A 13,219-nucleotide genomic window follows, 5' to 3' on the forward strand; every position below is an offset into this window, starting at 1 on the left:
GGTTACTCCTTGTCTGTCTTGATCTGTTGGGCTGGCGCGAATCGGCGCGACACCGTGTGTTTGAGGCTGGCCATCGTGAGTTCGCCCAGATGGGTATCCACCAGGCGTCCTTGCTCATCGAAGAACAAGGTGGTGGGCAGGCCTCGCGATGCGACGGCCTGCATGGTCTGGGAAGCGGGGTCGAGCAGCACATCCTTGAGATGCAGGCGTTCGCTCTCAAGAAAGGCGCGGGCTTGCTGGGCGCTCTCTCCCTGGTTGACCATGACAAAAGCGATATCGGGATACTGCGCTTGTGCCTGCTCGAACACCGGCATCTCGCGACGGCATGGTGGACACCACGACGCCCAGAGGTTGAGCACGACGGGCCGCCCAGCATAGGAATTCAGGACGACTGGCTGTTCATCGAGCGTTGCGAGCGTCAACGCTGGCAACGGCGGTGCCGAGCGCTGCAGCAGAGCCAGTACGCCCCCGGTAGCAAACCAGGCTGCGAGTCCGACCGCAACTCCCGCCAATACAGGCCGGCGCAATGCCCGAACCGCACGGGTGCGCCACCAGATGAGCGCCAGCGCTGCCAGGACACCGACCCACCACGAAAAGCCTTGGTCGCCAATGGAAATCATGGACATCGGCGACTGCGCGTACTCTTCCCACCATTGCGCGATGTAGCCGAGGCGAGCCGCCACAAACCCCACAAAAGCGGCGTCCAGCAACATTCCGCCGGCCGCCTTGTACGGAGAGTCGGGCAACCGCTTGGCAACCATGCGCGCCACCGCCCAGGCCAGCAGGACGGCCAGGAAGACGGCAACGACTTGGACGGAGAACGGACCTACGCTGATCATCAGGAACCTGCCTTGTCCAAGCGCACCAGGAAGGCGCGGGCATCGATCTCACCGACGACGCGCAGGTCCCGGCGTTCCGTACCGTCCGGGCCAACCAGAATGAGCGTGGGCGGCCCCATGACACCCCAATGCTTGAGCAAGGCCTGATCGGTCGCATCATTGCGCGTCACATCTGGTCGCACGACCTGCATCCGGGCCAGGCGGGACGCGACGGCGGGGTCGCCGAATACGTTGCGTTCGATCACATGGCAACTGACGCACCAGTCGGCGTAGAAGTCGATCAGGGTCCATTGGCCGCGCGAAGCGGCCTGTGCCAAATGCGCATCCACGTCCTCGACCGATTTCGCCTGCAGGTAAGCGACGCCGCCCGCCGCCGGTGCTGGCGAAGTCGAACCACCGCGCAGGTGGGCCAGCGGCTGCAATGCCGATTCGCCGCCAGAGGCCGCGCCGACCAGCATCAGGATGGACCACAAGCCGGCGAAGACGGCGCCGGACCGCAGCGACCATGCCAGCCGATGCTTCGCTGCCACGGCCTGGCCCCACGCGATCAGGCCAATCGCCACCGACAAGACCCATGCGCCCCACAGAACCAGGCTGACCGTGCCGGGCAGGAAGCGCGTCAGCATCATCACGGCCATGCCCACCATGACGTAGCCGAATGCCACGCGCACGCGGTCCATCCACGCGCCAGGCCGTGGCAGGACCCGGGCACCGAACACGGCGATGGCCAGCAGGGGCAGTCCCATGCCCAAACCCAGCGCGAACAAGGCCATGCCACCGTAGACCGCGCTGCCGGTCTGCCCGATGTACAGCAATGCGCCTGCCAATGGAGCGGTCATGCAAGGCCCGACCAGAAGCGCCGAGAGGAAGCCCAGCGCCGCCGCGCCGGAGATGCTCCCGCCCGAGCGATCTCTACCGGCGGATTCGACCCGATTGATCAGCGCCGAGGGCATCTGCAGCTCGAACAGGCCGAACAGTGAACTCGCCAGGACCAGGAACAAGGCTGCAAACGCTCCGAGCAGCCAAGGCGATTGCAGTGTGGCTTGCAGGTTGGCCCCGGCCAAGCCAGCGGCCACGCCCACCGCGGCGTAGGTGCCCGCCATCGCCAGGACATAGGACAGAGAGAGGAAGAAAGCCCGCCGCGGCTTGGCCTGGCTGCCGACGACCATGGTGGAGACGATGGGGATCATCGGGAGCGAGCATGGTGTGAAAGCGAGCAGCAAGCCGAAGCCAAAAAACAGCAGTGTTCCCCACACGGGGCCCAATGCTGCTAGGCGCTGCGCTGCCGCTTGATCCTCTGCCACCTCGGTAGCTCCGCCCAAGCTGACTGTGTTGGTGGAGGTCAAAGCCGAACTCCGCTGTACGGAGTCATTGCCGGTCGGGGATGTGCCGGCCACCACTGCCGGCAATGCCACATTCATGGTCTGCGGCGGATAGCAGATACCTGCCTCCGCGCACCCTTGCCAATGCAGTGTCAGCGGGCCGGGGGCGGTGGCGGGAAAGCGCAGATTGAGGGCATCGCCCGTATAGATTTCCGTATCGCCAAAGAATTCGTCGTGTTTGGCTGTTCCTGCCGGAAGCGTCAGGCTGACTTCATGGCCCTGCGCATCGACCAACTTGATGGCATGGCGATAAACGTAGTAGCCATCGGCAACGTGTCCAGCGGCCGAGAACGAATCGCCCTGCTGCTGCACAGCGTCCAGCTTGAGAACTTCGGCAACGTCCAGAAATTGCCGCTCGCTGCGGCCCCAGGAGGGAAAAAGGCCGTCCGCCCACGCACTGCCGACCGCACAACCACACAGGAGAAAGATCGCTACGATGCGCCGATAAAAAGCCAAATCCGAGTCCTCCAAGCAAAGCTGCCTGGATCATGCGATGACCCGATTAAGCGAAACTAAAGGTCCCCCCAATGGCCCGTGGGGGACGGGGATGCCATCAAGGCTTTGCGCTTGGCTCTGGTGATCGACCATGGGCGAGTTCCGCCTGCTCCGTCCGGGCCCGTTCAATCCCGGCCGCGACGACTTTCGCCGCCTCGGAATCGGGGGGCATCATCCCGAGCAGCTTCTCCCAGTGCGCGATGGCCGTTTGATAGTCCCGGCGCTGCACCGCAGCAGCGCCGGCCAGAGTCAGAGGCAGGGCTGCATTGGGATCGAGCGACAAGGCGCGCTCAAGCAGACGAGTGGGCTCTCCCTCAAAACCGGAGCCACGGATTCTGGACAGCGACTCCGCGTACTCCGCCAACGCCTGTGGATCGTTCTGGACCAGCTCATTGGCGTGGGTGAAGGCATTGACGGCTTGCTCATGATCGCCGAAGTAACGGTAGGAACGCGCCAGCATGAGCCAGCCTCCAGGATCATCGGGGTGCTGGGCCAGCCGTGCCTGAAGAGAGGCCACCATTGCTTGCACATCGGTTTGCGTCGTCATGCTCGCGCTGCGAACCTGTGACGGGTCCGTGGCGGCCGGATTTCCCAGGTACGAATAGGTGAGCGCTGTCGCGATCGGCAGCAGAATGGCGACAGTGATCGCTGCCCGCTTGCTTCCAGCAGGCGGCCCCAATTTCAACGGAGGAGCAGCAGTTTCATTCAGCGCTCGCCGCTGAAGATCAGATCTTGCATCGGCCAATTCATTGGCCGACAACGTGCCATTGATGTGGTCTCTCTCCAACTCCGCCCATTGATCGCGCAGTACCGCGACGTTCACGCTTTCAGGGGCAACTTGGTCGCTCGCACCATGTCCCCCTCGCCAGAGAACGAAAGAAAGCCATATCGAGACGCCTCCCACGAGCACCGACGCCAGAGTCAGGAAAACGATGCTCATGTTTCGTCCAGTACATTGTGTGGCGGAGCCAGCAGCGCGTCCGCGTGTCTGCGCTCCTCTTCATTGAGTGCAGCATGCTTCGGCTTGCGGTTTCGGCTGCGCAGATTCATGACCAAGACCACAATGCCCAAGGCAAGCACCACGAACGGGCCAAACCAAAGCAACATCGTTGTCGGCTTCAAGGGCGGGCGATAGAGCACGAAATCGCCGTATCGCTCGACCATATAAGTCCGGATGTCGTCATCGCTCTTGCCGGCACGGATCTGCTCGCGGATCTGTTGGCGCAAGTCAGCGGCAAGATCGGCCTGCGAAGCTGCAATCGATTCATTCTGGCAAACCAGGCAACGTAACTCGGATGCAATGCCCAGCATTCGGTCCTCGGCCGCTTGGTCGCTGGCCCAGACCGGAGCCGTGAACAGAAAGAAAAACAATGCCACCCGCCAGAGAATCATTTCTCAAGCTCCCGCACCAGCGGCAGCAGCTCGCCGCGCATTTCCCCCGCGTCAATCGCCCCGGTGTGCTTGTAGCGAATGATGCCTGCCTTATCGATCACATAGGTTTCCGGCACGCCGTACACCCCGAAGTCGATGCCGACCGCCCCATGCGCATCGGAGACCGTCGTTTCAAAGGCATTGCCATTGCGCCGTAGCCAGGCGATGGCGTTCTGGGGCGTGTCCTTGTAGTTCATGCCGACCACCGAAACAGCATGCCTGCTGGCCAATTCGGTGATGACAGGATGCTCCTCAAGACAGGGCGCGCACCAGGAAGCCCACACGTTCAGTACCCAAACTTTCCCGATCATGCTCTCGGATGAGAAGGTCAGGTCCGGAGCTTGCAGTTGCGGAAGGCTGAAGCGCGGCGCGGGCTTGTTGATCAAGGGCGATGGCACCTCGCTGGGCTTGAGCGTCAGGCCCACTGCGAGGAACGACACCAAGACAAGGAATCCGAGCAGCGGCCATAGGAAACGGTTCATGATGCGGCCTCGGGCAATGGCGGAGCGACGTGTTGACGGCGAGGCTTCAGACGGTATCGACGATCGCTGATGGCCAAGCCACCGCCAAGCGCCATCAGGATGCAGCCGATCCAGATCCAGTCAACGAATGGCTTGTGGTAGACACGAACGCTCCAAACACCGTCGCCGAGCGGTTCGCCGAGCGCCGCGTAGACGTGGCGCAGTCCGTTTGCATCGATCGCCACCTCGGTCATCGGCATCTGCGAGGCCGGGTAATTGCGCTTTTCCGGATGCAGCCGACGCAAGACCTTGCCGTCGCGCGACAGTTCGATATCGCCTATCTGCGCCACGTAGTTGGGCCCCCGCGTGCTTCTGACGCCGATCAAAGTGAGGTCGTAGCCGCCGATGCTGACGGACTCGCCCTGGGCCAATCGAACGTCTCGCTCGGTCTCATACCCACTGACGATGGTCACGCCAGTCACGAATACCGCGATGCCCAGATGCGCCATATGCATCCCAAGCCAACTGCGTGGCTGGGCACGCAACCCGCCGCGGGTGGCGCGCATTCGGCCGAAGATGCCCGTCACCACCGACACCGCAATCCACGTGGCGAGCATCAAGCCCAACGCCGCAGAAGCTGACCAGTGCCCCAGCACGAACGGGGCGGTCAGGCCCACCAGGGGTGCAGCAATCATCGGCACGCGCAACTGCCTGAAGATGGCACCGAACTGGGCGGCCTTCCAATTGGCGGCGGGTCCTACCGCAATCAGAAGCAACGCGGGGATCATCAATGGCACGAACACCGCATTGAAGTATGGCGGCCCCACGGAGAGCTTGCCCAGGCCCAGCGCATCGACGAGCAGTGGGTACAGCGTACCGAGCGCGACAGCGCCGGCAGTGACGACCAACAGCACATTGTTGACCAGCAGCAAGGACTCCCTGGAGACCATGTCGAACCGTCCTCCCATGCCGACCTTAGGGGCTCGCCATGCGAACAAAGCGAGCGACGTGCCCACAATGACCGTCAGCAGAATCAGAATGAATAACCCGCGTCGCGGATCGGTGGCAAATGCATGCACAGAAGTCAGTACGCCCGAGCGCACCAGAAAGGCACCCAAAAGCGAGCAAGAAAATGCGCCGATCGAGAGCAGCACCGTCCAGTTCTTGAAACTGGCCCGCTTTTCCGTCACCGCCAAAGAGTGGATCAAGGCGGTGCCCACCAGCCAGGGGATGAACGACGAGTTCTCGACCGGGTCCCAAAACCACCAGCCCCCCCAGCCCAACTCGTAGTAGGCCCACCAACTCCCCAAGGCGATTCCGACCGTCAGATTTGCCCAGGCTGCGGTGGCCCAGGGACGAGACCAGCGTGCCCACGTCGAGTCCAGTTGTCCGGCAAGCAATGCAGCAATCGCGAATGCGAAGGCCACCGAAAATCCGACGTACCCCATGTAAAGCAGCGGTGGATGAAAGATCAAGCCGATATCCTGCAGGAGCGGATTCAGATCCCATCCATCTTGCGGTACCGGGAAAAGTCGCTCGAAGGGATTGGAGGTCAACAGGACGAACAGCAGGAAGCCGGCCGTCACCAGGCCGAGCACGCCCAGAACGCGCGCCACCATGGCATCCGGAAGCTGTTTCGACAACCGGCTGACCGCATAGGCCCAGCCGGTCTGCATCAGCAGCCAGAGCAGGAGCGAACCCTCATGTCCGCCCCAGACCGCGGCCATTCTGTAGCCCAGCGGGAGCTGAGAATTGGAGTTTTGAGCGACGTAGGCGACCGAGTAGTCCTTCGCGACAAAGGCCCAGGTGAGCGCGGCAAAACCGACCATCACCAACAGGAATTGAGCGCGTGCAGCGGGGCGGGCGAACGCGATCCAGGTGAGGTTGGCTCGCGCCGCGCCGGCCAGGGCAAGAACACCTTGAGCGAGTGCCACGAACAAGGCAGCGATGAGGGCGAGGTGGCCGATTTCTGGAATCATGGGTCAAGGCTTCCTTGAAGCCGGCTTCTTCTGGACTTCGTCCAGCGCATGCTGGGCCTCGGGCGGCATGTAGTTCTCGTCGTGCTTGGCCAGCACCTCCTCGGCGCGAAAGAGGCCGGCACTGTCCAGCCGTCCTTGAACAACCACCCCTTTTCCTTCACTGAACAGGTCAGGCAAGATGCCCGAATACGTGACCGGGATTGCTTTGACCGTATCGGTGATGACGAACTGCACGGCAAGCTCACCACGCTGGCGCTTCAGACTACCTCGTTCCACCATGCCGCCGACTCGAAAGGTGCGCTCCAGTGGTGCCTCCCCGGCACTGACCTGCGAGGGCGTGAAGAAGAACACAAGGTTGCTCTGAAAGGCATTGAGCACCAGCGCGGTGGCGATGCCGAGGGCGGATAGCCCGGCGACGATGAGTGCGATGCGTCTATTTCGTGGCTTCACGCCGCGCCTCCTTGCCCAGCAATTCCGACTGGATGCGCCATAGCGCTGCTCGGCGCCGGCGCCGGAGCATTCGGCATTCAGTCCAGAGCAACACCACCGTCGTCAGGACGGATCCCCAAACGTACACGCCATATCCGCCCATCGCCAGGAACTCACCCACACTGGCCCAGTTCATCGCTTCACCTCCTCGATGTCCTGCAGCCAGCCGGCGTGATGTTCGCGTTCCAGGATGATGCAGCGCACACGCGCCAGCGCCGCCGCAGCCGTGTAAGCCCAGGCCGCAAGAACCATGATCAGCATGCCCAACAACATGACCGTCGCCATGGAGGGCGAACGAGTCAGCGATACCGAGGCGCCCTGGTGCAAGGTGTTCCACCACTGCACGGAGAAATAGATCACAGGGATGTTCACCACGCCGACCAGTGCCAGCACGGCGCCTGCCCGGTCGGCACGGCGACGATCTTCGATCGCCGACTGGAGTGCGATGAAACCGATGTACAGAAACAGCAGGACTAGTTCAGAGGTCAGCCGCGCATCCCAGACCCACCAGGTTCCCCACATCGGCTTTCCCCACAAGGCGCCGGTCCACAGAGAAAGGAAGGTGAACAGTGCACCCGTGGGGGCCAGCGCCGAGGCCATCATTGCCGACAGGCGGCTGTTGAACACCAGGCCAATGCCGGCCCAGAACGCCATCGCCAGATAGATGACCATGGACATCCATGAAACCGGCACGTGCAGGAAGATGATGCGATACCCCTCTCCCTGCTGGGCGTCGGTGGGTGCCAAGAAGAACCCCACATAGACGCCCGCGAGCGACAGCGCCGCGGCGGTCACGCCGAGCCAAGGGACGAGCTTCCCCGCGAGTGGGTAGAACGCCTTGGGAGATGAAAACTTGAACCAGTTGACCATACGCTTCGCTCCTCAGTACTCCAGTGCGATGCGCAGCGATGCACTCGCTGCGAATGGCGTGAAGAACGCCGCCAAGACGAACACGGCGGCGAGCAAAGAGAGGTTGGCCGACGCTCCCTGACCGATGATCGACGCATCGACCGCGCCGGCACCGAAGATCAGCACCGGGATGTAGAGCGGCAGCACCAGCACAGCAACGAGGACACCCCCTGCGCGTACGCCCAGCGTCAGCCCCGCGCCGACGGCGCCGATGAGGCTGAGCACCGGCGTACCGATAACGAGCGATGCGGTCAAAATCCAGAGGGACAAGGCAGGCAGGTCGAACTGCAATGCCAGCGCGGGCGCAAGCAAGGCCAAGGGCAAACCGGACAACAGCCAATGCGCCGCGATCTTGCCGACGACCAACATGGCCAACGGCGCTGGCGACAGCATCATCTGCTCCAGCGTGCCATCGGCGTGATCCTGCTCGAACAGGCGATTGAGCGAAAGCATGCTGGCCAGCAACGCCGATACCCACAGGACGCCCGGAGCGATCCGTCGGAGCATTTCGCGCTCGGGGCCGATACCCAATGGAAACAGACTGACGACCACGACAAAGAAGCAAAGAGGTATCAGCGCGTCTGACCTTCGGAGCAAGGCGAGCTTCAAGTCCCGGCGCATCACGACAAATACCGGATTGGCAACGAGGGGCCGGCTCATGCCCCCATCCGGACGGTCTGAGAAGTTTTCAAGGCCAGCTCCTGGTGACTCGTCAGAACGACCATGCCGCCGCGTGACTGGTGCCGATGGATCAGTTCACCAAGCCATCGCGCACCGAATTGGTCCAGCGCTGTGGAGGGCTCATCGAGAATCCACAACTTCCTCCTGTAGAGGAGCAATCGAGCCAGGCTTGCACGACGCTTTTGGCCTTGTGACAACATCCGGAACGGCAAGTGCCTGTGCTCGGCCAAGCCAACTTCGTCCAACGCTGATTCCACGCATTCCGTGGTGACCGGCTCACCAGCGATGGCGGCCGCGGCAAGCAGGTTGTCCAAGGCATTCAGGTCTTCTTTGAGTCCAATGCCATGGCCGTTGTAAACCAGTTCGCGTTGGTATTCACTCCACTGGTTGCGCAGCGGCTTTCCTTTCCACAAGACTCTGCCAGCAGCAGGCGTAGCGAACCCTGCAAGCGTTCGCAATAGCGTGGTCTTCCCGCTGCCGTTCTCGCCGTGCACCGACAGGCACTCGCCCGGCACGATCCGGAAAGTCAAATGGTCAAACAGGCGGCGCTCCCCGCGAACGCCCGCGAGATCGAGAGCTTCAAGCATGGGCCGGGTCATAGTTCATGCACATGGGCATCCCTGGAAGGTGCGCCCTCAAGGGGCAATCTTCAAAATCATGTCTTCTCCCGATTAACTGAGAATTAGCGGGAACTTGCGTCCTACCTTGCTGTCATTTCTGGCCTAACATGAGCGTGTCAAACAAGCAAATTCAGGTTGGTAGGCGCCATGCGAATACTGTTGGTGGAAGACGACAAACTGATCGGACGGGGGATCGTGGCCGGTCTGCACAAGCACGGCATCGCGGTGCATCACGTCGGCACCGCAGAAGAAGCCGAAGCCACGCATGCGGAAGACACCTTCCATGCCCTGGTGCTCGATCTCGGGCTGCCTGACCGGGACGGCATGGAGTTGCTGGCCAGCATGCGGGCCGTCGAACCTCAATTGCCCGTCCTGATCCTCACGGCGCGGGACGCCATCGAACACAGGCTCAAAGGGCTGCATGAAGGTGCCGACGACTACATGATCAAACCGTTCGACCTGCGTGAACTCGCAGCCCGGTTGCATGCGCTGGTCAGACGCACGCAAGGCCGTGCGGCCCAGGTCATCTCGGCCGGTCCCCTGCGGCTGGAGCCGGAGAGCGGGCTGGCCTGGTTCCAGGGCGAGCCCGTCTCCTTGTCGCGCCGCGAGGTCGATCTGCTGGCCCATCTCGCCAACGCCGATGGCCGGTGGGTCCCGCCCGACATGCTCAACGAGCGCTTGTACGGCCTCGGGGAAGAGATCGGCAGCAACGCGCTGAATGTGCATATCCACAACATCCGCCGCAAGCTCGGCGCCGAAGCCATCGAGACGGTCCGTGGGCTCGGCTATCGGCTGGGCTGGAGGCTTGCATCATGAGCCTGCGGCTGCGCGCCGTTCTGATCGCCGGCATTTCGCTGTTGGTTCTGTGGGGCGCTGCCGCCGGCTGGATGATGCGCGGCGTTCATTCCAATCTCGACCGGACCCTCGACGGTCGTCTTGCCATGTCGGCACGCATGGTGTCGGGGCTTCTTGAACGCGCCGCGCTGGCTCCGAATGCAGCGTCCAACGACTTCACCGAGGCGGTGCGCGTCAGCGGCAAGGAGGGCATCGCATGCGAAATCCGGTCTTTGCAGGGAGAGATCCTGGCACGAACGACCACCGGACCTCACTCGGAGTTCGAGTCACTGCCGGCCGGCTTCAGCACGCGGGACGTTTTGGGACATCAGTGGAGGGTCTACGTTCTTCGTGCCAATGGCTACCAGATCACGACGGCGGATCGCGTGGATCAGCGGGATATGCTGATCAACGAATTGCTAAGCGTGGCTGGCGTGCCCTTCTTGATTGCCTTCCTGGGCGGCCTGGCTGCCCTTTGGATCGGCATCGGACGGGGGCTCGCCCCCCTGGAGGCTCTGTCGCAGCAATTGCGCGACAAACACGCGGACGACACGTCCCCGATCGCCGTCAACCATTCACCCTCGGAACTGCGCCCGGTTCTGGACGCAATGAATGGGCTTCTCAAGCGCCTGGCACGGACACTCGCCAGCCAACGGGCATTCACCGACGCCGCGGCGCACGAGCTGCGCACGCCGTTGACCGTGATCGATACGCACCTGCAGGTGGCCCGGATCAGTGAAGGCGACGAGGTGGCGTCCTCTCTTTCCAGTGCAGAGGAAGGCGTGAAGCGGCTGAGGCGCACCTTGGACCAGATGATGATACTGGCCCGCGCCGAGACGTCTGCCGACAAGGCGGATGGTTGCACTTCGGTGGTCGCTTCCGTCGGCGGCGTGCTGGAACAGTGGAAGGCCGCAGAAAAAGAGCGCTTGTCGTTGAACGTCAGCGGCGAGGACATCGGAACCCCGGTGCCCAAGTCGATGCTGGAAACGGCGGTTCGCAATCTGGTTGACAACGCGATGCGCTATTCGCCGCGAGATACGGCCATCGAGGTGGGCGTGTTCCTGGATCCGAATGCACAGCAGTGTGTGATTAGCGTGTCGGACCGTGGCCCCGGGCTGACTGCCGAGCAGGCATGCCAAATTGGCCAACGTTTCTGGCGCGGTGATCAGGGCCGAAAGAGCAAGGACGGGGCGGGCCTGGGCATTTCGATCGTTCGGGCCATTGCAGAGAGATTTGGTGGGGCCCTGAATCTCGAACCCCGGGAAGGCGGAGGCCTGGTTGCGAAATTTCTCGTGCCCACCGACCCCGCACCCAAAAAAGGTCAAGCTAGGCCTGCAGGGCGTGGCTTGGATTCAAAACCGTAGGTTCGGACCCTGCCAGGGATAGCGCGGTCACAGCCAATGGACGCAGGCGTGCTGATGTGGTTCGCCTTCGTTCGATCCAGCGCCTGACTTCGGAGTAGGCATCCGCCAGGGATCAGGCGCATGGCGGTGCTCGTGCGGCTGCCGCTCTTGCGACTACCGTGGGGTCGGGCGCCGTACGAGAGCAGCCAATACTATCCCTACCAGCAACAGGACCGGCTGGTCGCCATAGCGAACATACGGCGTCAGGCCGCTCATGCCTTGTACGGTCGCGGACAACACGCCCGGCCGATGTGGCGGCAGAGCGGCAACGACCCGTCCTTTCGGATCGATCGAGGCCGTGATGCCTGTATTCGTGGAGGTCACCATAGGCCGAGCGGTCTCGATGCTGCGCAACCGCCCGATCTGCAGATGCTGGCGAAGCGCCCAGGTCTGGCCGAACCAAGCGAGGTTGCTCAAGTTCACGAGCACGCTCGCGCCGGGTCCTGCGCCTGGGGTCGGCAGGAGCGACGGGAGCAGCTCGGAACCGAAAACATCCTCGTAGCAAATGTTGAACGCCAAATGCTGATCATTCACCGAGAATGGTCTCTGGACCGGGGCTCCACGATCGAAGTCACCCAGCGGCATTTTCAGCATCCGCGTGAACCACTCGAACCCAGCCGGTACATATTCGCCCCAGGGCACGAGGTGGTGCTTGTCGTAGCGTAGCGGCACGGAGGCGTCGACAAGCTGCTGCAACGGCGTGCCGGAGTCGAAGCCGATGGCGCTGTTGGTGTAGCGCGAACTGCCGTCGGCCGCCATGCTGTGCAAAGGGACGCCCATCGCGATCGTGCTGCGCTGGTTCGCCGCTACGTCGAGCCAGGTTTTCCAAATCATCGGGTCGAGCTGGTCTTGGAATACGGGCACGACGGTCTCTGGCAAGACGATCAGGTCCGGATGCGGCTCTCCGGGGCCCGGTGGCTGTGCGGCCAGCCGCAAGTGACTGGCGATGCCGTCTTCAAGCAGGGTCGGGTCGAACTTCTGCGATTGATCGATGTTTCCCTGCACTAGCCTCAGATGCAGCGGCTCGCCTTCGGCCGTCGACCAATCGAGGCGAGTAAGTGTCCATCCCGTGGCGATCAGGATCAGCACCGTCGCCAGCAAAGACACGTTCGAGCGCATGGAAGCCGCGGCCGGACGCGACAGGAACGCCACGGTCCCCGAGGCGCACGCCGCGAGCAGCGCGACGCCATGCACGCCCAGCAACGGCGCCCAGCCGACCAAGGGGCTGTCCACATGGGCGTAGCCAATGTTCAGCCACGGAAAGCCCGAGAACAGCACGCCGCGCAGCCATTCCGAGGCGGCCCAGACAGCTGACCAGACCAGCACTTGTGACAGCGCTGCTCCCCGCCGAGTGCGAGACTGCAGCCACTTGCTGATCGCGCAGGCAAGAGCGGGAAACAGCGCGAGAAAGGCAGACAGCGCCACGACGCTCGCACCGGCCAGTGGCGCGGACAAACCACCGTAGTCATGGATGCTGATGAACAGCCAGTACAAGCCGACCGCAAAATTGACGAAGCCGAACGCCCATCCGCGAAGGAATGCCTGCCGGCCGCGCTCGGCGGCAAAGCTGGCGCGTGCCAGCACCGCCAGCGCGAGGATTTGAACGATGGGCAGCGACCACTGGGGCAACGGATCCGGGGCGAACGTCAACGCATGTGCGCTACCGGCAAACGCCAAGGTCGCGGCATTTCGCCAC

The 13,219-nt window shown here is 62.8% G+C and carries 14 protein-coding genes; 2 read left to right on the forward strand and 12 right to left on the reverse strand.

All coding sequences use genetic code 11. The annotated features are described in order from the left end of the window. Nucleotides 1-2: 2 nt before the first annotated feature. From BLS87_RS04185 to ccmA, 11 genes are all read right to left on the reverse strand, one after another. Nucleotides 3-839: a TlpA disulfide reductase family protein gene (locus BLS87_RS04185; protein WP_004350666.1), complete on the reverse strand. Its 837-nt coding sequence runs from the start codon at nucleotides 837-839 to the stop codon at nucleotides 3-5. Continuing rightward, complete coding sequence (gene dsbD / locus BLS87_RS04190) at nucleotides 839-2,692, reverse strand: protein-disulfide reductase DsbD (protein WP_004350664.1); 1,854 nt, start codon at nucleotides 2,690-2,692, stop codon at nucleotides 839-841. Before dsbD ends, BLS87_RS04185 begins: the two co-directional genes overlap by 1 nt. 82 nt (nucleotides 2,693-2,774) lie before the next feature. Then, the gene (ccmI, locus tag BLS87_RS04195; RefSeq protein ID WP_003149835.1) at nucleotides 2,775-3,656 is read right to left on the reverse strand and encodes a c-type cytochrome biogenesis protein CcmI; all 882 of its coding nucleotides are present in this window, start codon (nucleotides 3,654-3,656) and stop codon (nucleotides 2,775-2,777) included. Continuing rightward, complete coding sequence (locus BLS87_RS04200; RefSeq protein WP_003149833.1) at nucleotides 3,653-4,108, reverse strand: cytochrome c-type biogenesis protein; 456 nt, start codon at nucleotides 4,106-4,108, stop codon at nucleotides 3,653-3,655. Before BLS87_RS04200 ends, ccmI begins: the two co-directional genes overlap by 4 nt. Further along, nucleotides 4,105-4,629: a DsbE family thiol:disulfide interchange protein gene (locus BLS87_RS04205; RefSeq protein ID WP_003149830.1), complete on the reverse strand. Its 525-nt coding sequence runs from the start codon at nucleotides 4,627-4,629 to the stop codon at nucleotides 4,105-4,107. The genes BLS87_RS04200 and BLS87_RS04205 overlap by 4 nt, the downstream gene beginning before the upstream one ends. Continuing rightward, the gene (locus BLS87_RS04210) at nucleotides 4,626-6,587 is read right to left on the reverse strand and encodes a heme lyase CcmF/NrfE family subunit (protein WP_003149828.1); all 1,962 of its coding nucleotides are present in this window, start codon (nucleotides 6,585-6,587) and stop codon (nucleotides 4,626-4,628) included. The genes BLS87_RS04205 and BLS87_RS04210 overlap by 4 nt, the downstream gene beginning before the upstream one ends. A gap of 3 nt (nucleotides 6,588-6,590) precedes the next feature. After that, nucleotides 6,591-7,037, reverse strand: a complete 447-nt coding sequence (gene ccmE, locus BLS87_RS04215; protein ID WP_003149827.1) for a cytochrome c maturation protein CcmE — start codon at nucleotides 7,035-7,037, stop codon at nucleotides 6,591-6,593. Continuing rightward, nucleotides 7,021-7,212, reverse strand: a complete 192-nt coding sequence (gene ccmD, locus BLS87_RS04220) for a heme exporter protein CcmD (RefSeq protein ID WP_003149824.1) — start codon at nucleotides 7,210-7,212, stop codon at nucleotides 7,021-7,023. The genes ccmE and ccmD overlap by 17 nt, the downstream gene beginning before the upstream one ends. After that, nucleotides 7,209-7,946 (reverse strand): heme ABC transporter permease CcmC, encoded by a 738-nt coding sequence (ccmC, locus tag BLS87_RS04225; protein WP_003149822.1) that lies wholly within the window; start codon nucleotides 7,944-7,946, stop codon nucleotides 7,209-7,211. Before ccmC ends, ccmD begins: the two co-directional genes overlap by 4 nt. A gap of 12 nt (nucleotides 7,947-7,958) precedes the next feature. Next, nucleotides 7,959-8,645, reverse strand: coding sequence for a heme exporter protein CcmB (gene ccmB / locus BLS87_RS04230; protein ID WP_003149819.1), 687 nt, complete (start codon nucleotides 8,643-8,645; stop codon nucleotides 7,959-7,961). Next, the gene (ccmA, locus tag BLS87_RS04235) at nucleotides 8,642-9,253 is read right to left on the reverse strand and encodes a cytochrome c biogenesis heme-transporting ATPase CcmA (protein WP_004350655.1); all 612 of its coding nucleotides are present in this window, start codon (nucleotides 9,251-9,253) and stop codon (nucleotides 8,642-8,644) included. The genes ccmB and ccmA overlap by 4 nt, the downstream gene beginning before the upstream one ends. Nucleotides 9,254-9,433: 180 nt before the next feature. On the opposite strand from ccmA, the gene BLS87_RS04240 reads away from it, so the two are divergent. After that, on the forward strand, nucleotides 9,434-10,102 hold the full coding sequence (locus BLS87_RS04240) for a response regulator (protein ID WP_003149815.1): 669 nt from the start codon (nucleotides 9,434-9,436) through the stop codon (nucleotides 10,100-10,102). Continuing rightward, nucleotides 10,099-11,484 carry an ATP-binding protein gene (locus BLS87_RS04245; RefSeq protein WP_003149813.1) on the forward strand — a complete coding sequence of 462 codons (1,386 nt, stop codon included), beginning with the start codon at nucleotides 10,099-10,101 and terminating at the stop codon, nucleotides 11,482-11,484. Before BLS87_RS04240 ends, BLS87_RS04245 begins: the two co-directional genes overlap by 4 nt. Nucleotides 11,485-11,637: 153 nt before the next feature. Here the strand turns inward: BLS87_RS04245 and lnt are convergent, their stop codons facing one another. Further along, entirely contained in the window at nucleotides 11,638-13,200 is a 1,563-nt protein-coding gene (gene lnt, locus BLS87_RS04250) for an apolipoprotein N-acyltransferase (protein ID WP_202552664.1), read from the reverse strand. Between the last annotated feature and the right edge of the window lie 19 nt (nucleotides 13,201-13,219).

The sequence above is a fragment of the Pseudomonas abietaniphila genome (assembly GCF_900100795.1).
Lineage (GTDB): Bacteria > Pseudomonadota > Gammaproteobacteria > Pseudomonadales > Pseudomonadaceae > Aquipseudomonas > Aquipseudomonas abietaniphila.